The sequence below is a fragment of the Actinoplanes sp. NPDC051513 genome (genome assembly GCF_044454685.1).
Lineage (GTDB): Bacteria > Actinomycetota > Actinomycetes > Mycobacteriales > Micromonosporaceae > Actinoplanes.
The window spans coordinates 21735-46656 of sequence record NZ_JBITDW010000011.1 but is presented as its reverse complement, the minus strand read 5'-3'; the positions used below and the strand labels follow the sequence as shown (position 1 = coordinate 46656).

Below are 24922 nucleotides of genomic sequence, written 5' to 3'. Positions count from 1 at the left end.
GATACATGAACGAGACGATCAGCCCGGCCGACCTCGCGCCGTGGTCGGGGGAGGCCCGGCCGGACGGCTGGAAGGGCATGGACGACTTCGCCCGCGGCATCGACGGCAACCGTATTGCCGGTACGGCCGCCCTGACCGGATCGAGCCTCTCCGTCGACCTCGACGACGGGGACCGGCTCGACCTCGGCTTCGTCTCGGCCGACCGGGTCCGCTGGGCCGGCGGCGACCGTTCGGGCGACGACTGGTACGAGGCGGTCGAGGTGCGTCCCGGCGTCTTCTTCGTGACCCTGACCTTCGCCGGAGAACCGCTGCGGGCGTCGGTGCTCGTCGTCGACGTCAATCGCGGCCGCAGTCTGGCGGTCGAGTCGCACATCGCTGGGGAGCCCACGCCCGGCCGGCCCCGGGTCAGCCAGACCTTCCGCCCCGGCACCGTGGCGGGAACCCCGGCGCTCGGCGCGCCCGCGGCGCCCACCCGGGACCTGATCGGCTGGCGGGCCCTCTACCGCTACAGTCCGAACCACCTGTATGAGCACATCTACCTGAGCAGCGAGCGGTACGCGTGGCAGTGCCTCGTCGGTGAGCAGCGCGGGCACGGGGACGTCGACCTCGCGAGCACCTGGTCGCTGGGCGACGGCCTCTACGTGTTCACGTTCCGCGAGTTCCTCATCCCCGTGGCCGCGACCTGGCTGTACGACCTCACCGCGATGCGCACCACCGGCGTGTTCTTCGGGCTGGGCGCCACCGGCGCGGCGCAGTGCGCGCCTGGAGGCGCGATCATCACCGAGTTGGGCCGCGTCAGCTACCCCGACGAGCAGCCGATATGACCAGCTCCGCGGGGCACGCCGACGTGCTGGTCATCGGCGCGGGCAGCGCCGGCTGCGCCCTCACCCGCCGGCTGATCGACGCCAGCCGCTCCGTCGTCCTGCTGGAGGCCGGGGACCAGACTGTCCGGGAGGCGGTCACCGACCCGCTGCGCATGCACGAACTGTGGCACACGTCAGTCGACTGGGACTTCCACACGGTGCCGCAGGAGTTCGCGCACCGCCGCCGCCTGCATCTGCCCCGCGGCAAAGTGGTCGGCGGGTCGCACGCGCTGAACGCGATGATCTGGGTCCGCGGCAACGCGGCCGACTACGACACGTGGGCCTCGCTGGGTAACACCGACTGGTCATGGGCCCTGGTCAAGCCCGTGTTCGAGCGCATCGAGAAGAGGCATGAGGTCCTCACCGCCTACCAGCCACACCCGGTGCACCGCTCCATCGTCGAGGCGGCCGTCGAGTACGGGCTGCCCTACAACGCCGACTACAACGGCGAGACCCAGGACGGCGTCTCGTACGTGCAGCTCACCGTGCGCGACGGGCGCCGGCTGATGACGGCCGACGCGTATCTGGGACCGGTGCTGGACGATCCGCTCCTGTCGCTGGTGTCGTCGGCGAAGGTACGGCGGCTGCTGTTCGACGGGACACGCTGCATCGGCGCCGAATACGAGAAGGACGGCGAGGTCCGCACGGTCACGGCCGACCGGACGGTCCTGTGCGCCGGGGCGCTCGGCTCACCCATCCTGCTCCAGCGGTCCGGCGTCGGCGACGGCGACGACTTGCGGGCACTGGACATCCCGGTCGTGGCGGCGCTGCGGGGCGTGGGCCGTAATCTTCAGGACCACTGGCTCGTTCCGGTCGTGCTCGGGGTCGACCGGGCGGTCACGCCGATGGCGGGTCTTCCGGTCTGCCAGAGCCATCTGTTCTGGCGCAGCCGTTCCGATCTCGCGGTTCCCGACCTGCAGCCCTTGATGTTCGGCGCTTCGCTGGTCACGGACTGGATGCAACCGCCGGAGCATGGCATCACCTTCATGGCCGGCATCGTGCGGCCGGCCAGCCACGGAACCGTGCGGCTGACCGTCGCGGATCCGTCCGTGGACCCGGTCGCCGCAGCCGACATCGACCCCCGAGCGCTCAGCGCCCCCGAGGACGTCGACGCCATGATCGCGGCCGTACGACTGTGCCGCGAGATCGCCGCTCAGCCTGCTCTCCGGGCGGGGTGGGGCGCTCGCGAGGTGTACCCGGCGTCGCTGGGGACCACGACGGACCTGCTGCGGGACTACGTCCGGGAGACCGTCGTGACCTATCACCACCAGGCCGGCACCTGTGCGATGGGAGCGGGCGACGACGCGGTGGTCGACCAGGGGCTCCGAGTGCACGGCGTCGACGACCTGTGGGTCGCGGATGCCTCGGTGATGCCGGCCGTCCCGACGGGCAACACGAACGCCCCGGTCGTGATGATCGCCGAGCGGGCCGCCGACCTGCTGCTCGCGGGGACGGCATCGTGAGCCCGGCACACCCCCTGGGCCTGGCTCCCTCCAAGATCATCGCCGTGCACCTGAACTACAAGAGCAGGGCGGCCGAGCGCGGCAGGACCCCGTCGGCGCCCTCGTACTTCCTCAAGCCGCCCTCGTCGCTGTCCTGCCACGACGCCGTGATCGAGCGACCCGCCGGCTGCCGGTTGATGGCCTTCGAGGGTGAGATCGCGCTCGTGATCGGACCGACCGCCCGCGGTGTCGCGCCCGAGCGGGCCATGGACCACGTGCAGTGGATCACGGTCGCCAACGACGCGGGCGTCTACGACCTGCGCTACGCCGACCGCGGCGCCAACCTGCGCTCCAAGGGCGCGGACGGCTTCACCCCGGTCGGACCCGTTCTCGTGGACCCGGCATCCGTCGACCTGGCGAACCTGCGACTGCGCACCTGGGTCAACGGCACGCTCGTCCAAGACGCGACCACCGCCGACATGATCTTCTCCTTCGACCAGATCGTCGCCGACCTCTCCCGTCTCATGACGCTCGAGGCGGGCGACGTCATCCTGACCGGCACCCCCGCCGGCGCCTCGGTGGTGGAACCGGGCGACACCGTCGAGGTGGAGCTCGGCACGTCCGGCCGTCTGTCCAACACGATCGTCGATGCCCGCGTTCCGCTCGCCCCGTACGGCGCCATGCCTCGCTTCACCGAGACGGACCGCGCGGACGCCTACGGCGGCGTGCTCGACGAAGCGCGCCCACGGCGGCTGGACGAGCCGACCACGGCACTGCTGAACGGCGTCTCGACGGCCACGCTGTCGTCGGTGCTGCGCAAGCGCGGCCTGGAGCACATGTTCATCGAAGGAGTACGACCCGCGCGCCCCGACCTGCGCCTGCTGGGCACCGCTCACACGCTGGAGTACCTGCCCCTGCGCGAGGACCTGTTCGCCGCCCGCGGTGGCGGGATGAACGCACAGAAGCGCGCGGTCGAGGAGATCGGCCCCGGGCAGGTGCTCGTGATCGGAGCGCGCGGCGAGGCGGGCTCGGGCACGATCGGCGACATCCTCGCCCTGCGGGCGCTGCGGCGCGGCGCCACCGGCATCGTGACCGACGGCGGTCTTCGCGACAGCCCGTCGTTCGCCGCACTCGATCTGCCGACCTATCACGGCCCCGCCCACGCGGCGGTGCTCGGCCGGCGTCACGTGCCATGGGCCGTCGGCGTGGCGGTGGCCTGCGGAGGTGTGCTGGTGGAGCCGGGCGACATCCTGGTCGGCGACGCCGAGGGCGTCATCGTGATCCCTCCCGGCATCGCCCCGGAGGTCGCCGCCGAGGCGGCCGAGCAGGAACGCCAGGAACGGTTCATCCACGAGCAGGTGTCGGCCGGAGCGTCGATCGAAGGCCTGTACCCGCTGGGGCCTGCACGCCGGGCGCAGTACCAGGCGTGGGTCGCATCCCACCCAGATGAGGAGTCGCGGTGAAGTTCCGTTCGGACCCGTCGGCGGTACGGGGGGCGTTCAGCGCCCTCGTCACCCCGTTCACCCCGACCGGCGAGGTCGACCACGACAGCCTCGCCGCCCTGACGCGCTGGCAACTGGCGTCCGGAAGCCATGGCGTGTCGATCGGCGGATCCACCGGCGAGCCCAGCGCACAATCGACGGCCGAACGTATTGCCGGGATGCGCACGACGGCGCAGACCATCAACGACCAGGTGCCATTCCTGCCCGGTACGGGGACGGCCAAGCTGGACGAGACGATCGAGCTCACCGCGGCCGCCCGCGATCTCGGCGCCGACCTCTGCCTGGTCATCACCCCGTACTACGCACGACCCACCCAGGAGGGGCTGTACCGCTGGTACTCCGCCATCTGCGCGGAGTTTCCCGACCTGCCGATCGTCGCGTACAACGTGCCGGTCCGGACGGCCGTGGAGATCGACCCGCAGACGCTGGCGCGGCTGCGCCGTGGCCACGACAACTTCGTCGGGGTCAAGGAGACGACCAAGGACTTCGAGCACTTCTCGCACGTGTTGCATCAGTGCGGCCGCGACTTCCTCGTCTGGTCGGGCATCGAGTTGCTGTGCCTTCCGTTGCTGGCGCTGGGCGGCAGCGGCTTCATCAGCGCGCTCAGCAACATCGCACCGGCGGCGACCGCGCAGATGTACGAACGGTGGGAAGCCGGCGACGTCGAGGGTGCTCGCGACCTGCATTACGCGCTGCACCCCCTGGCGTCGCTTCTCTTCGTCGAGACCAACCCGGCCCCGGCCAAGTACGTCCTGCAGCAGTGGGGGCGGATCTCATCCGCCCACGTCCGGGCGCCGCTGGCGTCGCCGGGCGATGCCGCCGTCCGGCGGATCCACGGTTTGCTCGCCGACGCGGCCGGGCTCATCGATCCGGGGACCGGCGTCCCCCGTCCGGCAGGAGGGCACGCGTGACCCGACCCGACGGCCTGCCCGAGCAGATCCTGCATTTCATCGGCGGCAAGCAGGTGCCCAGCGTCTCCGGGGCCACCTTCGAGAACCTCCACCCCGTCACGAACCAGGCTTACTGCACGGTTGCGGCGGGCGCCGCCGCCGACGTGTCGGCCGCGGTGGCCGCCGCGCACGCCGCCTTCGTCGACGGCCCGTGGGCCGGCCTGCTGCCCCGCGCGCGAGCCAAGGTGCTGCACAAGATCGCGGACGCCATCGTGTCCCGCGATGAACGCATCGCCCAGCTCGAAGCCTGGGACACCGGGCTGCCGATCACCCAGGCACGCGGCCAGGCCCGCCGCGCCGCGGAGAACTTCCGCTTCTTCGCCGACCTCATCGTCGGCCTGAACGAGGACGCCTTCCGGGTGGGCGACGTCCAGCTGAACTATGTCGTGCGGCAACCCAAAGGTGTCGCCGGACTGATCACCCCGTGGAACACGCCGTTCATGCTCGAGACCTGGAAGCTCGCACCCAGCCTCGCGGCCGGGTGCACCGTCGTGCTGAAACCGGCCGAGTGGACACCCCTGTCCGCGAGCCTGCTGCCGCAGATCATGGCGGAGGCCGGGGTGCCCGAGGGCGTCTTCAACATCGTCCACGGCATCGGCGAGGACGCGGGCGCCGCACTTGTCGCGCACCCCGACGTCCCCCTGATCTCCTTCACCGGCGAAACCACCACCGGCCAGATCATCATGCGTAGCGGCGCCGACCATCTCAAGGCACTGTCCATGGAACTCGGCGGAAAGTCACCGTGCGTGGTGTTCGCGGACGCCGACCTGGACAAAGCCCTGGACGGCGCCGTCTTCGGCGTGTTCTCCCTCAACGGCGAGCGCTGCACGGCCGGCTCGCGCATCCTCGTCCAACGGTCGATCTACGACGACTTCGTCGCCCGGCTCGCCGAGCGCGCCCGTAACGTCACGGTCGGGCCACCGAGCGACCCGGCGACCCAGATCGGCGCCCTCGTGCATCCGGAGCACTACGAACGCGTCCTGGCCTACGTCGCGATCGGGCAGGCCGAAGGCGCCCGGCTGGTGGCCGGCGGCCGGCGCCCGGACCATCTCGCCGAGGGCAACTTCCTCGCCGCCACCGTCTTCGCCGATGTCACACCCGAGATGCGGATCTTTCAAGAGGAGATCTTCGGCCCGGTGGTCTGCGTGACGCCGTTCGAGAACGAGGACGAGGCAGTCTCGCTGGCCAACGACACCCGGTACGGCCTTGCCGCGTACATCTGGACCAGCGACCTCAAGCGTGGTCACCGGGTAGCGCGATCCATTCAGTCCGGGATGACCTGGCTCAACAGCCACAACGTCCGAGACCTGCGCACACCCTTCGGCGGCATCAAGGCCAGCGGCCTCGGACACGAGGGCGGCCACCACAGCATCGACTTCTACACCGACCAGCGCGTCATCCACGTCGCCGTCGGCGATCCCGGGACGCCAAAGTTCGGCGTCGCACCGTAAGGGAGGCATCATGCCCGAGATCCAAGCGCCCGACATCGTCCGCGCCGCTTACGCCGAACTGGTCGTGACCGACCTGGCCGCGAGCCGCTGGTTCTGGGTCGACATGCTGGGCTTCGTCGTCTCCGCCGAACAGGACGACGCCCTGTACCTGCGCGGGCACGACGAACTCACCCACCACAGCCTGGTATTGCGCACGGGCGGACGCCCGGCCGCGGCGGCGATCGCGTATCGGGTCCGCTCCGCCGCCGACCTCGACCGCGCACAGGTGTTTTTCGCCGAGCGAGGGTGCGCCGTGCAGCGCCGTCCGTCCGGGGCGACGACCGGCGTCGGCGAGGCCGTGCGGGTGGTCGACCCGCTCGGCTTCACCGTCGAGTTCTTCTACGCCATCGACCGGGCCGAACGCCTGATCCAGCGGTACGACCTGCATCGAGGCGCGCAAATCGCCCGGCTGGACCATTTCAACCTCGTCGTGCCCGACATCCCCGCCGCCTACTCGCACTACGCGTCCCTGGGCTTCGGCTGCTCGGAGACCATCGAGGACGAGCACCAGATGTACGCCGCGTGGATGTTCCGCAAGCAGACGGTTCACGATGTCGCGTTCACCGCCGGCGCCGGACCGCGGCTGCATCACCTCGGGTTCGCCACCCACGAGAGCCACCACGTGCTGACGACATGCGACCTCTTCGGCGCGGCCCGGAAACAGCACCACATCGAACGCGGTCCCGGCCGGCACGGCGTCTCGAACGCCTTCTACGTCTACCTGCGCGACCCCGACGGCCACCGGATCGAGGTCTATACCAGCGACTACTTCACCGGCGACCCCGACCACGAGACCTACCGGTGGAGCGTGCACGACGACCGCCGGCGCGACTATTGGGGCAACGCGGTGATCCCCTCGTGGTACGCGGAGGCGACCACGGTTCTGGACCTCGACGCCCGCGAACAGCCGCTGACGGACCTGGTCGGCGGTCGGCCAGAGGTCCAGGTCGGCGCCGACGGTCTGGGCTCGATCACCAGGATCACCGAACCACCGACGAAGTGACAGCAACGGGGCCGGTCGGCTCCGTTCGTCGTTGAAACGTGTCAATGAATTCTCTCCGAAAGGGAGGTCCGATGGTGAGCTCAGGGATGACCCGCAGGACGATGATCGGCGGCGCGCTGTCCGCGGCCGCCGCGATGAGCCTGCCGTTGCCGGCGCAAGCGCACGGCGCCACGCGAAAGGACGAGGCAGCGACCCGGTACGGCAAGGTGCGCGGCCGGCGCGAGGACGGCATCGTCAAGTTCCTCGGCGTGCCCTACGCCAAGCCGCCGCTTGGCAAGCTTCGGTTCAAGGCCCCGCAGCCGCCCACGAGCTGGTCCGGCGTACGTGACGCGGTGAGCTTTCCGAACCCGGCGTTCCAGGCGGCGGGCAACGAGATGGGCCCCACCGGCAACGGCCGCATGCCGGCGCCGTCCGAGGACTGCCTCTACCTCAACATCTGGACGCCCGCCGCCGACCACCGGCGCCGGCCGGTGATGTTCTACAACCACGGTGGCGGCTACATGATCGGCTCTGGCTCGGCCACCGGGCAGGATGGCACCCACCTGGCGCAGCTCTACGACGTGGTGGTGGTTGAGTCCAACCACCGGCTGGGCCTGTTCGGCTACCTGTTCCTCGGCGATCTGGCCGGCGGTGACTACGCTGCCAACCAGGGGATGCTGGACATTCTCGCGGCGCTGCGCTGGACCCGGGAGAACATCGAGAACTTCGGCGGCGACCCCGACAACATCATGGTCTGGGGCGAGAGTGGCGGCGGCGCCAAGACCGCGGCCGTCTACACCATGCCGGATGCCGCGCGGCTGTTCCACAAGGCCTCGATCGAGAGCGCCGCGCCGCTGCGCTTCGCCACCCGCCAAGGCGCCACCGCTCGCGCCGAGCGGACACTCGGGCTGCTGGGACTGACCAAGGCGGACATTCCCCGGCTGTACGAGATTCCGGCCGCGCGACTGCTCGAGATCCAGCAGTCCGAAGCCGCCAACGGCGAGGCGCCCTGGGGCGACCCCGACCCGGTCCCCGGCTTCGGCGCGTTCGTCGACGGCCGCGTCATCCCGCGGCATCCGTTCGCCGACGGTGCCGCGCCGTTCTCGGCCGGCAAACCGCTGATGGTCGGCACCTGCCGCGACGAGACGGTGTTCTTCAGTCTCTTCGGGCCGCCCGACATCTTCAGCATCGACGAGGCCGGCCTGCGCCGGGAGCTGAGCGGCACGTATCAGGGCGCCGAGCTGGACGAGATCATCGCGACCTTCGACCGGTCGCGTCCCGGCGCGACGCCCGCGCAGCTGTACTTCGCGATCACCACGTCGCCCATCTGGCGCGACGCGATCAAGATCGCGGAGGCCAAAGCGGCGCAGCACGCCGCGCCCGTCTACATGTACCAGCTCGCCTACAAGAACCCGGACTTCGTGCCCGGCACCACCTTCCCCCTCGGCTCGCCGCACGCCTCCGACATCAACCTCAAGTTCGCCAACACCGACAAGAACCTCGACTTCTTCCTCTACGCCGACCAATCGCCAGGGCGGCTGGCGACCGCACGGCACATGAGCGGGCTGTGGGCGGGCTTCGCCCATGACAGCCGTCCCAGCGCGACACATGTGCCGAGATGGCCCGCCTACACGCCGAAGAGCCGCGCCACGATGTGGATCGACGCCGAGTGCAAGATCGTCAACGACCCGGACAGAGCCGAGCGGCTGTTCTGGAAGAACCACGCCTGAGCGTCCAGCCGCTACTGCGTGCAAGAACAGCTGGGCCCGCCACGACGTGCGCGCCCGCACGACCGGCACCAAGCGAATGCACCATCCCGTGGTCGGCCCGCTGGAGCTGACCTTCGAGGTGCTGGCCATCAGCCTCTGGCCTGGGCCGTAACGCTCTGCTGCGTCGCGGCCCAGGCAGCGAGCAGTTCAAGGCCGTCGCCGGAAGGGTCCCCGGCTGCCGAGTAGGTCAGGATCGTCAGACCGTCATTGCCGGGCAGCTCGAGCGCTTCGTAAGCCAGGTCGAGCTCGCCGATGGCGGGGTGGCGCAGGCGCTTGGTGCCGTTGAACCTCATGGAGTTGACCCGGCAGTGCCGTGCTGGCGGCGAACATGGGCGCGTAGAGGGCCATGCCGAGCGGGTTCGCTGCCAGGATGTCGAAACGGGCGGTGTACAGCTGCTCAGCGCGGGGGCCACGGATTCATGATCGGGGGCGGTTGGTCGTCGGCGTGGTCGGTGGCGGGCAGCCAGAGCACGAAGGTGCTTCCCTGGCCGAGCGTCGAGAAGGCGGTGACGTGGCCGCCGTGCGATTCGGCGATCTGGCGGACGATGGCCAGGCCGAGGCCGGTGCGTCGCTCTCTGCTGCGACGGTTGCCGTCGGTGGCGGTGCCACGCCAGAACCGGTCGAAGACGCGGGGCAGATCCTCGGCGGCGATGCCCGGGCCCTCATCGGCGACGGCCATCCACAGCCAGGATCCGGTCCGGCCGGTCGCGATGGTCACGGTTGATCGGTCGGGTGCCAGGCGTACGGCGTTGGACACGAGGTTGCCGACGGCGCGGCGCAGGGCGTCGGCGTCGCCGATCAGGCGTAGGCCGTCGGTGGTGGCGTACCGCAGGTGCAGCGGCCGGTCGGGCAGGAACCACTCCTCGCCGGCTTCGCGGGCGATGGCGGTCAGGTCGACCTCGGTGTCGGTGAGGGTGTCGGTGTCGCGGCGGGCGGTGGCCAGCAGATCCTCGACCAGCCGGGCCATGCGGCTGGTGGCCCGGTCGATCACCTCCACCGACCGGGCCCGTTCCGGCTCGGTGGCCTCCGGGGCGGTGAGGGTGGCGTCCAGGTGGGTCCGGATGATGGCGAGGGGACTGCGCAGCTCGTGCGAGGCGTCGTCGATGAGTTGCCGCTGGGCGCGGAACGCGTGGTCCAGGCGGTCGAGCATGGAGTCGATGGTGTCGGCCAGGTCGCGAAGCTCATCCTGCGGGCCGGCCAGGCGGATGCGCCGGGACAGGTCGGTGGCCTGGATCTCCCGAGCGGTGCGGGTGATCGCCCCGACCGGGCGCAGCACCCGCCCGGAAAGGATCCAGCCGACGCCGAGGCTGACGACGAACAGGCCGCCGAGCGCGATCAACGAGTACGTACGCAAGGTCTGCAGGGTGTTGTAGTTGATCGCCGCTTCGATCTCGCTCACCTCGGCGACCGTGGTAGTGCCCACGTACCTCCAGTTCTCGTAGATCTTCGCCGTGCGCTCGTTGATCGGCTGCGGTGAGGTGGTCCGCTCGACCGCGAAGTACGTGATGCCCAGCGCCGCGCCGCCGAGGGCGAACAGCAGCGTCGAATAGACGACGGTCAGCCGGAAACGGATCGACCGGACGACCTCCGGGCGCTTCACGACCGGCTCCCGCTCAGCCGGTAGCCGCTGCCCACGACGGTTTCGATCGAGCCCTCGCCCAGCTTGCGGCGCAGCGTGCCGACCGTGACCCGGACGGTCTGGGTGAACGGGTCGGCGTTGGCGTCCCACACGTGCTCGAGCAACTCCTCGCTGGATACGACCTTGCCCGGCCTCGTCATCAGGTATTCCAGGACACCGAATTCCTTGCGGGTCAGGTTCAGCGGGACGGCACGGACGGTGACCTCGTGCCGGGCGGTGTCGAGCACGATGTCACCGACGGTGAGGCAGGCCGTGGTGCCGTTGGTGTCGCGGCGCAGCAGGGCCCGGATCCGGGCCTGGAGCTCGGCGAGATGGAACGGTTTGACCAGGTAGTCGTCGGCGCCGTCGTCGAGGCCCCGGACCCGGTCGGAGAGGTCGCCGCGCGCGGTCAGCATGAGTACCCGCAGCTCGTGGTTTCCGGGAGTGGGGATCTCGCCGGTGCGCACCGACCGGCAGAGCGTGAAGCCGTCACCGTCGGGCAGGTTGACGTCCAGCAGCATCAGGTCGTACGCGTTGACGGTCAGCTGCTCGTAGGCCTGGGCAGCGTCCGCGGCCAGGTCCACGGCGTAGCCGGCCCGGGTCAGGCCCACGCGCAGGCCCTCGGCCAGGTCTTCCTCGTCCTCTACCACCAGCAGTCGCATGATTCGACTATCCCCGGGCGATGATGTCATCGGTGACCTGCCGGGCGCGCTCGATGGGTACGGCGAAGCCGATCCCGATCGACCCGCCGCCCTCCAAGGTCGCGATCGCGGTGTTGACGCCGACGACCTCACCGCGCGCGTTGACCAGCGGGCCGCCGGAGTTGCCGGGGTTGACGGAGGCGTCGGTCTGCACCGCCGTCTGCCGGGCGGCGCCGCCCAGACGGACCTGGCGGTCGAGGGCGCTGACGATGCCGGCGGTGACCGTGCCGGACAACCCCAGCGGTGAGCCGACGGCCAGCACCGGCTCGCCCACCCGGGTGCGGCTCGGATCGGCGAACGCCAGCGGGCGCAATGCGGCCGACGGTGACACCCGCAGCACCGCGATGTCGTTGCCCGGGTCGGTGCCGACCACGTCGGCGTCGAGGCGCCGCCCGTCCGATCCGACGATGGTCACCGCTCCGCCGGCCGCGACGACATGGTTGTTGGTGACGATGTGGCCCCGGTCGTCGAACACGAAGCCGGATCCGGAAGCACCGCCGGACGCGGTACGCACCTGCACCGACACGACGCCGGGAAGGGTTCGCGCGGCTGCGCCCACCAGGTCGGCGGGGCCCCCGCTCGAGGTGTACGGCGTTGGCGGCGGCCCGTCGCGGCCGGCCAGATAGCCGGCCGCTCCGCCGGCGCCGGCCGCGACCACGACGACGGCGAGGCCGGTGATGAGCAGCATGGGCGGGCGCCGCGCCGCCGAGCGGGCGGACGGCGGCAGCACGGACGATGGTGCGACGAACGACGGTGGGTCGACGGTGGGAGAGACGAACTCGGGTCCGCGGGCTGCGGGGCCAAGGCCGGTGGTCGACATGGAGGGTGTCCCTTCAGGGCAGGCGGGCGAACCAGAGCAGGGACGCCAGCGCGGCCAGGAGAGCCAAGGCGAGGCCGGCGCCGATGAAGCGGGCGGAGACGTCCTGTGTCTCGGTGCGGTAACCGACCGAGCTGCCGATGTCGGCGTACGCGTCCCGTAGCTCGTCGGCGTTGCCGGCCTCGAAGTAGTTGCCGCCGGTCGCGTCCGCGACCGCTTGCAGCGTCTGGCCGTCGACCGGGACCGGGGTGTTGCCCCAGACCACCCCGGCAGCGGTGCCGAAGGAGATGCTGTCCACCGGCACGCCGAGCTCGGCCGCCAGGCCGGCCGCCTGGGCCGGGTCCTGCCCGGAGGTGTTGGCGCCGTCGGAGAGCAGCACCACACGGGCCGGCGGGATGTCCTCGCCCGCCTCCGCGTCGAGGCTGCGGATGGAGTCCAGGGCGGTGGCGATCGCCTCGCCGATGGCGGTGCCGCCGCCCGGTCCGGCGATTCCCTCGGCCAGCCAGTCGATGCCGGCGCCGACCGCCGCCCGGTCGGTGACCGGCGGAACCAGGACCGTGGCGGTCCCGCTGAAGGCGACCAGCCCGACGTTGAACTGTTCCGGCAGGTCGGCGACGAACTCGCGGGCGGCCGCTTTGGCCGCGGCCAGCCGATCCGGGGCAACGTCGGTGGCGCCCATCGAGCCGGACACGTCCACCGCCACCAGCACGGTCGCCCGGTCCCGGGGCACCTGCACCTCGGCCTGCGGCCGGGCGAACCCGGCCACCAGCAGGGCGAGCATGGCCAGGAACAGGCTCGCCGGCAGGTGCCGGCGCCAGCCCGGTCGTTTCGGCGCGACCCGGCCGAGAAGCTTGAGGTTGGTGAATCGGACGGCGTAGCGGCTGCGGCGGCGCTGCGCGATCACGTACGCGACCGCCAGCGCGACGACACCGGTCAGCAACCACAGCCGTTCCGGGGAAAGCCAGTTCATGCTCGGGCACCTCCGTTGCGGGCGGCGCGGGCGAGGCGGCGTTGCGCTCGTACGTGCCGGACGATGTCGGCCACCCAGTCGCGATCGGTGCGCAGCCGCAGGTGGGCGGCGCCGGATCGGCGTACGGCGGCGGTGATGGTGTCTTGTTGCCGTTGAGCGGCAGCCGCGTAACGCTCGCGCAGGCGCCGGCCCGCGGTGGACACCTCGCGGCGGTGCCCGGTCTCCGGGTCGACCAGGGTGAGCAGGCCGACGTCGGGCAGGTCCTGCTCGCGCGGGTCGCCGACCTGGACGGCCAGAACCTGGTGCCGGATGGCGAGCCGGCGCAGCGGCCGCTCCCAGTTCGGGGCAGCGGGTCCGAGGCCGTCCTGGTCGAGGCCGTCCAGGAAGTCCGAGATCACCACCGTCAGGCCCCGGCGGCCCGCCGACCGGTGCTGGCCCCCGATGGCGGTCGCCAGGCCGGTCTGCTGGTCGGCCGGCAGCGCCCGCGGCGCGGTGAGCAAGGTTCGCAGGATGGCGAGCAGATGCGGGCGGCCGCCCCGCGCCGGGAAACGCCGGACGCCGTCGGCGGTGAGCAGGTGGGCGCCGAGCCGGTTGCCGGCGCCGGTGGTGAGGAAGCCGACCGCCGCGGCCGCGGCGGTCGCCAGTTCCCGCTTCTCGAAGTCGGCGGTGCCGAAGTCCATGCTGGCGGTCGCGTCGACCAGCACCAGCGTGCCGAGTTCACGGTCGGCGTCGACGGTGCGCACGTGCGGCACATTCGTGCGCGCGGTCACCGACCAGTCCATCCGGCGCACCTCGTCCTCGCCGGGCTGGTATTCGCGGCTGCCCGCCGGCTCGCTGCCCGGGCCGGGCAGAAGGCCGAGGTAGGAGCCGTGCAGCAGCCCGTCCAGCCGCCGGGTGATCATCAGTTCCAGCCGGCGCAGCCGTCGTTCGGGAGTCAGCTCGTTCAGCGATGCGCCCTCGATCACGCCGCCACCCCCAGACCCGCGCCGGTGTTCTCCTGCGCCGGCGCGATCAGCGGCAGAGGTACGGCCTCGACGATGCGCCGCACGATGCTCTCGGCCGGCACGTCGTCGGCGACCGCGTCGAAGGAGAGCACGAGCCGGTGCGCGAGCACGTCCGGGGCGAGGTCCACGATGTCGCCGGGCAGGACGTAGTCGCGGCCGCGCAGCAGGGCCAGGGCACGGGCGGCGGCGACCAGGCCGAGGGTGGCGCGCGGGCTGGCCCCGTACGCAAGCTCGGGAATGTCCTTCCGGGTCGCCATCACCAGCCGGACCACGTATTCGGCCAGGGCGTGATGCACGAAGACGTCCCGGGCCCGGGCCTGCAGCGCGGCGAGCTTGGCGGTGTCGAGCACCGGACGGGCGCTCGGCCGTACGCCGCCCATCCGGTACAGGATGCCGAGCTCCTCCTGCTCGCTCGGATAGTCCACGACCACCCGCATCAGGAAGCGATCTCGCTGCGCCTCGGGCAGCTGGTAGACGCCTTCGCTCTCGATCGGGTTCTGGGTGGCAAGGACCAGGAACGGCTGCGGTACGGGGTAGGTGCGGCCGCCGATGGACACGTGCCCCTCGGCCATCACCTCGAGCAGAGCCGACTGGACCTTCGCCGGCGCCCGGTTGATCTCGTCGGCCAGCACCAGGTTCGCCATCACCGGGCCGAGCTCGACGTCGAAGCTTTCCCGGCTGGCCCGGTATATCCGGGTGCCGAGGATGTCCGACGGCACCAGGTCCGGGGTGAACTGGATGCGGTGGAAGCTGCCGCCCACGGCGACGGCGAGCGTTTCGGCGGCAAGGGTCTTGGCGACGCCGGGCACGCCTTCGAGCAGACAGTGGCCGCCGGCGAGCAGCGCGGTCATCAGCCGCTCGACCAGCCGGTCCTGCCCGACGATCACCTTCTTCACCTCGAACAGCGTCTGTTCGAGCAACTGCACGTCAGCGCCTGCGGAAATGTCGGTCATGGTTCTCCTCGGTGACGACGGGGGCGGACGCCCGAGCCCGGGGGTGGCGTCGAGCGCCCGCCCTGGCCTCCCATGACAGCGGGCAGCACCGAAAACGGACCGAAGACGGAACTTTCCCCTGGCTTTCGCCCCGGCCTGATGAGCTGCCGACAGGGTTTCCGCCGGCGGGGGGAGGAGAGCCATGCGTAGAACGTGGGTCCTGGCGGAAGCTACGGCCGGCTGCGTACGGTCCAGGTCGCCCGCTGATGCGACTCACCGAGCTGGGCGTCCGCCGATTCGCTTTGCTGAGGCTGAACGCATGGCATGAAGGAAAGGGACAGTGAGTTGCTCCTGACCACCGGTATGAGACTGCTGCTCGTCGTGGCCCTTGGGCTTGCGGCGCTCGGCTGGGTCACCACGACCAGACCGGCCGATCCGCCGACCGCCGACTCCGCCGTTCTCCTTGTCACCGAAAGCCCAGCACGAACGCTCTACGGCGACTGCCCGCGCTACGACGGCGGGCGGTCCATCGTCTTTGAGGGAGCACCATGACCACGATCGCTGTTGTCGGCGCAGGCCGCGCGCCGCCGCCCGCACGTCAGGAGAACAGCGGGGCGTCGCTCGCGCATCACGCGGCAATACGACAGTCAGGCTGGTTGATCTCGGTCGATTGGCCAGGGTCCGGAAACGGGAAGCACCAATGCCGCCGGCACCGTCGAGGACGCCGATGTCACCAACGTCGACGTGCGCTGCGGATAGCCGGACGGGTCATGCGTTGATCTCGTCGCGCCAGGCGAGCCATCGGCGCAGCTCAGTGAGGTCGCAGCCGGGACCGTCGGTCTCGACGGTGAACAGGGTGACGCCGGTGTCCAGCAGGGCCGGGCCCGTCTCGGCCGGGCTGCCGGACACCGCGGCCGAGATCTCGATCTCGGCGGGGTCGCGGCCGACGTCCGCGCAGTGCTGCCGGAGGATGCCGGTCTTGCGCTCGATCGTGTGGGCGTCGCCGAAGCTGTGCCAGATATCGGCGTGCTTCGCGACCAGGCGCAGGGTCTTCTTCTCGCCGCCGCCGCCGATCAGGACCGGGATCTTGCGGGTCGGCGGCGGGTTCAGCGCGCCGAACCGGGCCTCGATGCGCGGCAGCGCCTCGGCGAGGTCGTCGAGGCGGCCGCCGGCGGTGCCGAAGTCGTAGCCGTATTCCTGGTAGTCCCGCTCGAACCAGCCGGAGCCGATGCCGAGGATCAGGCGGCCGTCGCCGATCCGGTCGACGGTGCGGGCCATGTCGGCGAGCAGGTCCGGGTTGCGGTAGCTGTTGCAGGTCACCAGCGCGCCGATCTCGACCCGGGAGGTCTGCTCGGCCCAGGCGGCCAGCATTGTCCAGCACTCGAAGTGCAGGCCGTCCGGGTCGCCGGACAGCGGGAAGAAGTGATCCCAGTTGAACAGGATGTCCGTGCCCAGGTCTTCCGCCTCGGCGACGGCACGGCGGATGCCGCGGTAGTCGGCATGCTGTGGCTGGATCTGAAGACCGATCCGGACGGGCCTCGAAGTCATGATCACAGCCTAGGCGCTGGAACCCGCGTGGCGCGCCGCGTGCACAATCGCGACGGTGGCAACGAAGGACGGTGGCAATGAAGGGACGTGGAGAATCGTGGACCGACAAGTGATCTCGACCGGGCAGGCGCCCCCGGCGATCGGACCGTACAGCCAGGCCATCGTGGCCGGCGGCCTGGTGTTCTGCTCCGGCACGGCGGGCATCGACCCGGTCACCGGCGAGATTCCGGCGGGGATCGCCGAGCAGACCCGGCTCGCGTTGCGCAACCTGGAGGCGATCCTCACCGCCGCCGGGGCGTCGCTGTCGACGCTGGTCAAGACCACGATCTTCTACCGGGACCTGGCCGACTTCGCGACCATCAACGAGATCTACGCGGCCCACATGCCGGACCCGCCGCCGGCCCGCTCGGCCCCGGCCGGCGCTCAGCTGCCGCGCGGTCTGCTGATCTCGATCGAGGCGATCGCAACGGTCACGCCATCGTGACCCGCCTGGGTGGTCATGACCGCAGCGCGCGGGTGATGCCTTGTGCGGTGGCCCGCACCGCCGGGGCCAGCGCGGCCGGCAGGGCCGTTCCGGCCGCCACCACGATCGACACGGCTGCCACCACCTCGCCGTCGGCGGCGCGGATCGGTGCGGCCACCGAGAGCGAGTCCATGGTCACCTGGCGGTCGTTCACCGCGAAGCCGTGCGCCCGGACGTCCGCGAGGATCTTGCGCAGCGCGTCCGGGTCGGTGACGGTGAGCGGGGTGAACCGGGTGAGGGGAGCGGCGAGCACGGACTCCTGAATCTCGGCCGGCGCGTGCGCCAGCAGCACCCGGCCGACGCCGGTGGGATGCAGCGGGAAGCGGCCGCCCACCCTGGTCAGCACGGGGACGGCGTGCCGGCCGGCGAGCCGCTCCACGTAGACCGATTCGACCCCCTCGCGAACCGCCAGCTGCACGTTCTCCCGGGTGACGGCGAACAGGTCTTCCATGTACGGCAGGGCCCGCTCGCGCAGGCCGAGGCCGCGCGGGGCCAGCGAGGCGATTTCCCAGAGCCGCAGACCGACCCGGTGCCGGCCGTCGGCGTCGCGTTCCAGCAGGCCGCACTGAACCAGCTCGGCCACGAGGCGATGCGTGGTCGTCAGGGGCAGGCCGGCGCGGCGGGACAGCTGGGTCAGCGTCAGGGCCGGCCGGTCCGGCGTGAACGCCGTCAGCAGTTGGGTGGCCCGCCGCAGCACCGGCCCGGTCGTGCCCCTGGAAGTCATAGATCCAGGATCAGCCGTGGACCGGCCGCGCGGGAGACGCAGATGAACATCGTGTCGTTCGCCGCTCGTTCCCCGGGCGTCAGCAGGCTGTCCCGATGGTCGACCTCCCCGCCGAGCACAGCCGTCTCACACGTGCCGCAGGTTCCTTCGGTGCACGACCAGAGCACCTCGATGCCGGCGTCCTCGACGGCTCGCAGGATCGACTGGCCGGGTGACACGGTCAGGGTGCGGCCGGTGCGGGTCAACTCCACCTCGAACGAGTCGGCGCGGACCGGCTCGCCCTGCTCCTTCGGGGCGAAGCGCTCCAGATGCAGCGGCCGGCCGGCGCAGCGCTGCTCGATCGCCGTCAGCAGCGGTTCCGGTCCGCAGCAGTAGACCGGCGTGCCCGCCGGCTCGTCCGCGAGGATCGCGTCGAGGTCGAGCAGACCGGTCTCGTCCTGGGGATGAAGGGACACCTGGGCCCCGTACGCGGAGCAGAGCGCCGACCGGAAGGCCATGGAGCCCCGGCTGCGGCCGCCGTAGTGCAGCCGCCACTGCGCGCCGGCCGCCGCGGCGGCGGCCATCATGGGCAGCAGTGGGGTGATGCCGATGCCACCCGCGACGAACAGGTAGCGGGTGGCCGGCACGAGCGGGAAGTGGTTGCGCGGGCCGCGTACCTCGATCAGGTCGCCCTCGTGGAGCTCGTGCACCGCCAGCGAGCCGCCGCGGCCGTCCGGCTCGCGGAGCACGGCGATTCGCCAGACCGTGCGGTCGGCCGGGTCACCGCAGAGCGAGTACTGACGCACGACGTCGGCGGCCGGCACCAGGTCGATGTGCGCACCTGGCGTCCAGGCCGGCAGGTCGGACCCGGACGGGTCACGCAGGTCGAGCGCCACGACACCGTCGGCAACCGCCTCGCGCCGGCTGATGGTCAGCCGCTGCACGGGTCTTCCCGGCGTACGGGGGATGGATGGTCCGGATGGGCAAGCAGCCACCGCCACATGGCGACCGGATCGTCCGCGACCGATTCGGCGCCGCAGTGGCAGCGCCCGCGCAACTGGTCGGAGCCCGGCACCCAGTCGACCTGCAGCACTCTGCGGCTGATCATGGAAGGGCCGATCATCGAGGGGCCGATCATCGAGGGGTTGGTCATCGGAGCTTGGCGATCATCCGGCGGGCGGCGAGACCGCCGGTGTCGATGTTGATCGACAGTTCCTGGTATCCGTCCGGCTCGGTGGCGATGACCTGCTCGAGGACGTTGAGCGCGGCCACGTCCTGCAGGACGACGGTCCGGTTGTTCTCGGCCAGGAAGTCGGACACGCCCTGGTCGTCGAGGGCGAAATCGCGGGCCACCGCCCAGAAGTCGTGTGTCGAGTGCTCGGTCTCCGGAGTGAGCGCGTAGACCACCTCGACGTGGAACGCGTCGGGGTCGGCGCCGTCCGCGCCGGGCGGCACCCCGACCGGCGCGATCCGGCTGTGCAGCAGGTAGAGGCAGGGCGGCGTGAACTCGATGTCCTGCCAGCGGGTGATCCGGCCGGTGATGCCGGTGCTCTTGGCGTAGAAGGGCGGGCAGGCGGCATCGGCCATCCGCCGGGAGACGTACACGATCCCGGCCTCCTCGTCGACCCGGGTGACGATCGGCGTGTCGGCGACCTCCGGCGTGCCGATGTAGCCGCCGTGCAGGTAGGTCTCGTGGGACAGGTCGAGCAGGTTGTCGACCAGCAGGCTGTACCGGGCGGCCAGCGGTTCCATCCCGGAGACCGTGGTCCAGCCCGGCATGTCGAGCCACGGCGCCCGGGGAATGCCGGTGGAGCCGGCGTTGACCGGATCGCCGATGAAGACCCAGACGAAGCCGTCGAGCTCGGTCACGGGATAGGACGTGAGCCGAGCCGTACGCGGGATCCGGGTCTGGCCCGGCACGGCCACGCAGGCGCCGCCCCGGTCGTAGGTGAAGCCGTGATAGCCGCAGACCACGGTGTCGCCGACCAGATGACTGGGCGACTGGGAGAGCGGGAATCGCCGATGCACGCAGCGGTCGCTCATCGCGGCGACATCCCCGGCCTCGGTCCGCCAGAACAGGATGGACTCGCCGCAGACGGTGCGGCTGAACAGTTCCCGGCCGATCTCCCGGCCGTACGCCGCCACGTACCACTGGTTCCGTACGAATTCGCTCATCGGCTCAGCGTGACGGCAGTCACCCCGGACCGGTCCGGCTCTTCCGGATTTCGGAAGTAGCCGTCACGAGGAGGCGGCCTGTACTTCGCGGCCATCCCGCTGGACCAGACCAAGGCGGTCAAGTACGTCACGCTGCCCGAGGTCAGCCACGGCCCGGTCGCCGGCCCGGCCATGCACGTGTTCGCGGTGGCCGCCCCGTCCGGTGCGTGACGGGGCGGCCTCGGGACCTCAGTCAGGTCTGTGTCCCGTCACGGTTGCCGGGTGAGCACGGCGGGCCGGTAGGGGAGCAGGCCGTAGTCGCCGCCGGAGCTGGTGGCTCGCCCTTGGTAGAGCAGTTGGAGGTTGCAGGGGTCGATGGTCATGGTCTGGTCGGCGGTGGAGCGGATCAGGTCGCCGTGGCTGATGTCGTTGGTCCAGGTGGCGCCGCTGTTGGCTTTGCCGGCGAAGGGGTTGCTTTCGGTGGCGGCTTGTGGTGTCCAGGTGCCGGCGAGGCTGGTGGCGGTGAAGGAGCGGAAGTAGCGGCCTTGGCTTCCGATGGCCTCGACGATCATGAGGTATTGGTTCTGGCCTGCGACTTTGTAGACCTGGGGTGCTTCGAAGAGGTTGTTGGTGGAGTCGGTCATGATGGTGGTGTAGGTGGAGCCGAAGTTGCCGGGGAAGTTCCCGATGGGCATGCTGGCGCGGTAGATCTTGCCGTTGTCGCCGGCGAAGAACAGGTACATGTTGCTGCTGTCGGCGATGAGGGTTTGGTCGATGGGGCCGGTGCCGGAGCCTGAGATGCTGCCGGTGAACAGGGTTTGTGCGGAGGACCAGCCGTTGGGGTTGGTGGGGTCGCTGGAGGTTTTGTAGGAGAAGGCGGTCGGGCCCCATTGGTAGGCGAGTATCCAGATGCTCTTGGGCGCGAAGTAGAACAGTGTTGGTGCGACGGTGCCCGAGGTCATGCCGTTCTGGCTGGCTGAGGCCATGTCGGACCAGTTGGTGAAGACTCCGAAGTTCATCGAGCCCCAGGTCGATCCGTTGTCGTGCGTCGTGGCGTAGACGAGGTGCCGGCCGTTGTAGGGGACGGTGGTGAAGTCCTTGAGCGAAGCCCAGCCTGACTTGGGAGTCGCCAGCGCCCCGGTCGAGCTCCACCGATAGGACGACGGAAGGGAACACGTGCCGCCGGTCGGCGTCGTCGTGGGGGTGGAGCCACCGACCCGGGCGAGCGCCCACTGCTGATTGGTGCCGTTCCAGTCGGCGTACTGGACGATGTTGCCGCCGTCGGTGGTGGCGGCGCCCTGCACCTCGACGGCCTTGCCGCTGTTCCGGTTGATCAGCTGGATGTAACCGTCGATGTCCTGAATGCTGAACTGCTGGTTGGCGGCGTTGCTGTCGGTCCACTGGACGATGGAGCCGCCGTCGGCGGTGGACCAGTTGTAGACGTCGAGGACCTTGCCGGACAGTCGTGACTTGAGCCGGTAGTAGCCGCCGCCGGAGTCGACGAACTGCCACTGCTGCTGGTTCTGGTCATTGCGCGACCACTGAGTGATCCGCGCCCCGTCGTTGGTGGCCAGGTTGTAGACGTCGAGCGCCTTTCCGCTGTTGCGGTTGACCAGCACGTACCAGGCGCTGGTGTCGATGGTCGCGGCCGACGCCGCAGGAGCGTTCACGAACGTGAGCACGCCACCGGCCAGCGTGGTCAACGCAGCGGCTGCCGCCGTGAGCCATCGGCGGCGTCGGTGCGGGGATGGATTCACGTAGTCCTCCTGATGTTGCTGACGCGCGGTGGATCGCGAAGCGTCGGCGATTACGTTTCGTCGATGTTAACCTTCACAACTTCCCAGTCAAGAATGGGATTTATCCAATTGGGCACTGAAAACTTGTTATGTACGCGCCGGTCGAAAGTCGTCGTCGATTTCCTCGGGCCGTCCACCGGTCGGCGTTGCCCCGGTAAGTGCTGGCTTGACCTGCTGATATCCGTTCCAGCCGGGGATGAGCACGATACTCGCTTCGCGAGACGTACCGTTCCATCGACGAATGCCACTTGAAGGTGCGGAAACATTCTGGCAATCTCACGGATCAGGCTGTTAACGTTCGCATCCATTCCCATCATCTCCCCGCGACGCGGAGTCGGATGCGCGTGGCGCTGTTATCGCTAACACGATCGGTTTCGGCTGCTCCGGCTCGACGGAGCGTGCTTCGAAAGGAGACATCCCCGTGCGCAGAAGAAGACGCTGGTTGGTGGCCACGGCGCTCAGCGCCATGGTGGCGGCAGCCGGCATCGCTCTCCCGGCCGGCAGCGCGGCCGCGGAGTCGAACGGCGGCGTGCGGGTCATGCCGCTGGGCGACTCCATCACCGAGGGCACCCAGGTCCCCGGCGGTTACCGCATCGGCCTGTGGCAGCGGATGGCCGCCGCCGGCTACCGGGTCGATCTGGTCGGCACGCAGTTCAACGGGCCGGCCGCGCTCGGCGATCACGATCACGAAGGCCATCCCGGGTGGCGGATCGACCAGATCGACGCCAACATCAACGGATGGCTGGCCGGCGCCGGCCCCCGGACCGTGCTGCTGCACATCGGCACCAACGACGTGCTGCAGAACTACAACCTCGGCGGCGCACCGAACCGGCTGTCCACCCTCATCGACCACATCACCGCGGCGGCGCCGTCGGCCGACGTGTTCGTGGCCACGATCATCCCGTTGAGCTCCGCGAGCCAGGAATCCGCCGCGCGCACCTTCAACGCCGCCGTTCCCGGGATCGTGCAGGCCAAGGTCAACGCCGGCAAGCGGGTCCACCTCGTCGACATGCATGCCGCGCTGACCACCGCGGATCTCATCGACGGCATCCACCCCACGGCCACCGGTTACGACAAGATGGCCGCCGCCTGGTACGCGGCGCTGCGCTCCGTGCCCGGATCCATCGGCACTCCCGGCAGTTCCAGCACCGACGGCGCGTTGGTCGGCGCCGCCTCCGGCCGCTGCCTCGACGTGCCGGGCGGCAACACCGCCAACGGCACCCAGCCGATCATCTGGGACTGCAGCGGCGCCGCCAACCAGCGCTGGACTCTCAGCGGCCAGACCCTGCAGGCCGTCGGCAAATGCCTGGACTCACCCACCAACGCCACCGCGGGCGCCAAGGCGCAGCTGTGGGACTGCCACGGCGGCACCAACCAGCGGTGGAATCTGAACTCCAACGGCACGATCAGCAATGCCCAGTCCGGTCTCTGCCTGGACGTCAGCGGCAACGCCACCACCAACGGCACACAGGTCGTCCTGTGGACCTGCACCGCCGCCGCGAACCAACAATGGACAAGGCGGTAACCGATGAGACGGCTGAAGACCGCGCTCGTTGCGGGGCTGCTACTGGTTTCCGGCGCTTTGAGCGTCGTTTCCGCCCCCGCCGCGCAGGCCTTGGAGAACGGCGTGGCCCGCACGCCGCCGATGGGCTGGAACAGCTGGAACACGTTCGGCTGCAACATCAACGAGACGCTGATCCGGCAGATGGCCGACGCCATCGTCAGCAGCGGGATGCGGGACCTCGGCTACCAGTACGTCGTGGTGGACGACTGCTGGTTCAACCCGAACCGCGACTCGGCCGGCAACTTGCAGGGCGATTCGTCGCGCTTCCCCAGCGGGATGAAAGCCCTCGGCGACTACCTGCACGGCAAGGGCCTGAAGTTCGGGCTCTACGAGGTGCCGGTCGACAAGACCTGCGCCCAGTACTTCAGCTCGTACCCGGGCGCGACCGGCAGCCAGGGCCACGAGGCCCAGGACGCCAGGCAGTTCGCCGCCTGGGGCGTCGACTACCTCAAGTACGACTGGTGCTCGCCGAACGGCACCATCGACGAGCAGGTCGCCACGTTCGCCAAGATGCGCGACGCGCTGGCATCCACCGGCCGGCCGATCGTCTACAGCATCAATCCCAACAGCATCCACGCCAAGACCGGCCCGCAGCGCAACTGGGGCGACGTGGCCAACATGTGGCGCACCACCGAGGACATCACCAACGCCTGGGACACCGGCCAGACCAACGGCTACCCGATGGGCATTCAGAACATCGTCAACGTCACCGTGCCGCTGGCCGGATACGCCCGGCCGGGCGCCTTCAACGACCCGGACATGATGGAGGTCGGCCGCGGCGGCATGACCGACACCGAGATGCGCAGCCACTTCGCGCTGTGGGCGATGCTGGCCTCGCCGCTGATCGCCGGCAACGACATCCGCAGCATGAACACCGCCACGCAGACGATCCTGAAGAACCAGAACCTGATCGCGATCAACCAGGACTCCCTCGGCCTGCAGGCGACGCAGATCTCGAACGACGGCACGCGCCGGGTGCTGGCCAAGCGATTGTCCAACGGCGACGTCGCGGTGGCATTGTTCAACCAGGGCAGCGGCACCACGACCATCTCCACCACGGCCGCCGCGATCGGCAAGACCGGCGACTCGTTCACCCTGCGCGACGCCTGGAGCGGTGCGACGAGCACCAGCACCGGGTCGATCAGTGCCTCCGTGCCGGGCCACGGCACCGTGGTGTACCGGGTCAGTGGCGGCGGCACCGGCACTCCCTCCGGTGCCACCACCCTGGTCAGCGCCGCGTCCGGCCGCTGCCTGGACGTGCCGAACAGCAGCACCGCCAACGGAACCCAGCCGGTCATCTGGGACTGCAACAGCGGCGCCAACCAGCGCTGGACCAGTTCCGGCCAGACGCTGCAGGCGCTCGGCAAGTGCCTCGACGCCCCGGTCAACGCCACCGCCGGCGCCAAGGCGCAGCTGTGGGACTGCAACGGCGGCGCCAACCAGCAGTGGACGCTCAACAGCGACGGCACCATCCGCGGCACCCAGTCCGGGCTGTGCCTCGACGTCGACCACAACCTCACGGCGAACGGCACTCTCGTCCTGCTCTGGACCTGCAGCGCCGCCGCCAACCAGCGATGGTCCCGCGTCTGATCCC

At 70.2% G+C, this 24922-nt stretch carries 24 protein-coding genes; 11 read left to right on the top strand and 13 right to left on the bottom strand.

Going from position 1 to position 24922, the window contains the following annotated elements; genetic code table 11:
* Positions 1-5 precede the first annotated feature (5 nt).
* The 8 genes from ACIA5D_RS30860 (at position 6) to ACIA5D_RS30825 (ending at position 9110) form a co-directional block, all read left to right on the top strand.
* The gene (locus ACIA5D_RS30860; protein WP_396033856.1) at positions 6-824 is read left to right on the top strand and encodes a molybdenum cofactor biosynthesis F family protein; all 819 of its coding nucleotides are present in this window, start codon (positions 6-8) and stop codon (positions 822-824) included.
* On the top strand, positions 821-2326 hold the full coding sequence (locus ACIA5D_RS30855) for a GMC family oxidoreductase (protein WP_396033855.1): 1506 nt from the start codon (positions 821-823) through the stop codon (positions 2324-2326). The genes ACIA5D_RS30860 and ACIA5D_RS30855 overlap by 4 nt, the downstream gene beginning before the upstream one ends.
* Positions 2323-3768 carry a fumarylacetoacetate hydrolase family protein gene (locus ACIA5D_RS30850; protein WP_396033854.1) on the top strand — a complete coding sequence of 482 codons (1446 nt, stop codon included), beginning with the start codon at positions 2323-2325 and terminating at the stop codon, positions 3766-3768. Before ACIA5D_RS30855 ends, ACIA5D_RS30850 begins: the two co-directional genes overlap by 4 nt.
* Positions 3765-4718, top strand: coding sequence for a 4-hydroxy-tetrahydrodipicolinate synthase (gene dapA / locus ACIA5D_RS30845; protein ID WP_396033853.1), 954 nt, complete (start codon positions 3765-3767; stop codon positions 4716-4718). The genes ACIA5D_RS30850 and dapA overlap by 4 nt, the downstream gene beginning before the upstream one ends.
* Complete coding sequence (hpaE, locus tag ACIA5D_RS30840; RefSeq protein WP_396033852.1) at positions 4715-6208, top strand: 5-carboxymethyl-2-hydroxymuconate semialdehyde dehydrogenase; 1494 nt, start codon at positions 4715-4717, stop codon at positions 6206-6208. The genes dapA and hpaE overlap by 4 nt, the downstream gene beginning before the upstream one ends.
* Before the next feature lie 10 nt (positions 6209-6218).
* Entirely contained in the window at positions 6219-7250 is a 1032-nt protein-coding gene (gene hpaD / locus ACIA5D_RS30835; protein ID WP_396033851.1) for a 3,4-dihydroxyphenylacetate 2,3-dioxygenase, read from the top strand.
* A gap of 71 nt (positions 7251-7321) precedes the next feature.
* Positions 7322-8959 (top strand): carboxylesterase/lipase family protein, encoded by a 1638-nt coding sequence (locus ACIA5D_RS30830; protein WP_396033850.1) that lies wholly within the window; start codon positions 7322-7324, stop codon positions 8957-8959.
* 46 nt (positions 8960-9005) lie between these two features.
* A complete protein-coding gene (locus ACIA5D_RS30825) occupies positions 9006-9110 on the top strand; it encodes a hypothetical protein (RefSeq protein WP_396033849.1) in 105 nt (34 codons plus the stop codon).
* Here the strand turns inward: ACIA5D_RS30825 and ACIA5D_RS30820 are convergent.
* From ACIA5D_RS30820 to ACIA5D_RS30785, 8 genes are all read right to left on the bottom strand, one after another.
* Positions 9088-9411 carry a hypothetical protein gene (locus ACIA5D_RS30820; protein ID WP_396033848.1) on the bottom strand — a complete coding sequence of 108 codons (324 nt, stop codon included), beginning with the start codon at positions 9409-9411 and terminating at the stop codon, positions 9088-9090. The genes ACIA5D_RS30825 and ACIA5D_RS30820 overlap by 23 nt on opposite strands.
* Positions 9396-10598: a sensor histidine kinase gene (locus tag ACIA5D_RS30815; protein WP_396033847.1), complete on the bottom strand. Its 1203-nt coding sequence runs from the start codon at positions 10596-10598 to the stop codon at positions 9396-9398. Before ACIA5D_RS30815 ends, ACIA5D_RS30820 begins: the two co-directional genes overlap by 16 nt.
* Complete coding sequence (locus ACIA5D_RS30810; protein ID WP_396033846.1) at positions 10595-11278, bottom strand: response regulator transcription factor; 684 nt, start codon at positions 11276-11278, stop codon at positions 10595-10597. Before ACIA5D_RS30810 ends, ACIA5D_RS30815 begins: the two co-directional genes overlap by 4 nt.
* 7 nt (positions 11279-11285) lie before the next feature.
* Positions 11286-12137 carry a S1C family serine protease gene (locus ACIA5D_RS30805; protein WP_396033845.1) on the bottom strand — a complete coding sequence of 284 codons (852 nt, stop codon included), beginning with the start codon at positions 12135-12137 and terminating at the stop codon, positions 11286-11288.
* A gap of 13 nt (positions 12138-12150) precedes the next feature.
* Positions 12151-13104: a VWA domain-containing protein gene (locus ACIA5D_RS30800; protein ID WP_396033844.1), complete on the bottom strand. Its 954-nt coding sequence runs from the start codon at positions 13102-13104 to the stop codon at positions 12151-12153.
* Positions 13101-14069, bottom strand: coding sequence for a DUF58 domain-containing protein (locus ACIA5D_RS30795; protein WP_396033843.1), 969 nt, complete (start codon positions 14067-14069; stop codon positions 13101-13103). Before ACIA5D_RS30795 ends, ACIA5D_RS30800 begins: the two co-directional genes overlap by 4 nt.
* The gene (locus ACIA5D_RS30790) at positions 14066-15061 is read right to left on the bottom strand and encodes an AAA family ATPase (protein WP_396033842.1); all 996 of its coding nucleotides are present in this window, start codon (positions 15059-15061) and stop codon (positions 14066-14068) included. Before ACIA5D_RS30790 ends, ACIA5D_RS30795 begins: the two co-directional genes overlap by 4 nt.
* Before the next feature lie 747 nt (positions 15062-15808).
* A complete protein-coding gene (locus ACIA5D_RS30785) occupies positions 15809-16588 on the bottom strand; it encodes an LLM class F420-dependent oxidoreductase (protein ID WP_396033841.1) in 780 nt (259 codons plus the stop codon).
* Positions 16589-16685: 97 nt separating this feature from the next.
* Between ACIA5D_RS30785 and ACIA5D_RS30780 the strand changes: the two genes are divergently transcribed.
* The gene (locus ACIA5D_RS30780) at positions 16686-17072 is read left to right on the top strand and encodes a Rid family detoxifying hydrolase (protein WP_396033840.1); all 387 of its coding nucleotides are present in this window, start codon (positions 16686-16688) and stop codon (positions 17070-17072) included.
* Between the two features lie 13 nt (positions 17073-17085).
* On the opposite strand, the gene ACIA5D_RS30775 is transcribed toward ACIA5D_RS30780, so the two are convergent.
* The 5 genes from ACIA5D_RS30775 to ACIA5D_RS30755 all read right to left on the bottom strand — a co-directional run bounded on the left by ACIA5D_RS30775 (position 17086) and on the right by ACIA5D_RS30755 (position 21725).
* On the bottom strand, positions 17086-17835 hold the full coding sequence (locus tag ACIA5D_RS30775; protein ID WP_396033839.1) for an IclR family transcriptional regulator: 750 nt from the start codon (positions 17833-17835) through the stop codon (positions 17086-17088).
* Positions 17832-18758: a PDR/VanB family oxidoreductase gene (locus tag ACIA5D_RS30770; protein ID WP_396033838.1), complete on the bottom strand. Its 927-nt coding sequence runs from the start codon at positions 18756-18758 to the stop codon at positions 17832-17834. The genes ACIA5D_RS30775 and ACIA5D_RS30770 overlap by 4 nt, the downstream gene beginning before the upstream one ends.
* On the bottom strand, positions 18746-18922 hold the full coding sequence (locus tag ACIA5D_RS30765) for a hypothetical protein (protein ID WP_396033837.1): 177 nt from the start codon (positions 18920-18922) through the stop codon (positions 18746-18748). The genes ACIA5D_RS30770 and ACIA5D_RS30765 overlap by 13 nt, the downstream gene beginning before the upstream one ends.
* Before the next feature lie 41 nt (positions 18923-18963).
* The gene (locus tag ACIA5D_RS30760) at positions 18964-19989 is read right to left on the bottom strand and encodes a Rieske 2Fe-2S domain-containing protein (RefSeq protein ID WP_396033836.1); all 1026 of its coding nucleotides are present in this window, start codon (positions 19987-19989) and stop codon (positions 18964-18966) included.
* 248 nt (positions 19990-20237) lie between these two features.
* Positions 20238-21725: a non-reducing end alpha-L-arabinofuranosidase family hydrolase gene (locus tag ACIA5D_RS30755; RefSeq protein WP_396033835.1), complete on the bottom strand. Its 1488-nt coding sequence runs from the start codon at positions 21723-21725 to the stop codon at positions 20238-20240.
* A 460-nt stretch (positions 21726-22185) separates the two neighbouring features.
* Here ACIA5D_RS30755 and ACIA5D_RS30750 point away from each other — a divergent pair, with 460 nt between their 5' ends.
* Together ACIA5D_RS30750 and ACIA5D_RS30745 are read left to right on the top strand one after the other, a co-directional pair.
* A complete protein-coding gene (locus ACIA5D_RS30750; RefSeq protein ID WP_396033834.1) occupies positions 22186-23289 on the top strand; it encodes a ricin-type beta-trefoil lectin domain protein in 1104 nt (367 codons plus the stop codon).
* Between the two features lie 3 nt (positions 23290-23292).
* Positions 23293-24918: a glycoside hydrolase family 27 protein gene (locus tag ACIA5D_RS30745; protein ID WP_396033833.1), complete on the top strand. Its 1626-nt coding sequence runs from the start codon at positions 23293-23295 to the stop codon at positions 24916-24918.
* Positions 24919-24922: the final 4 nt, after the last annotated feature.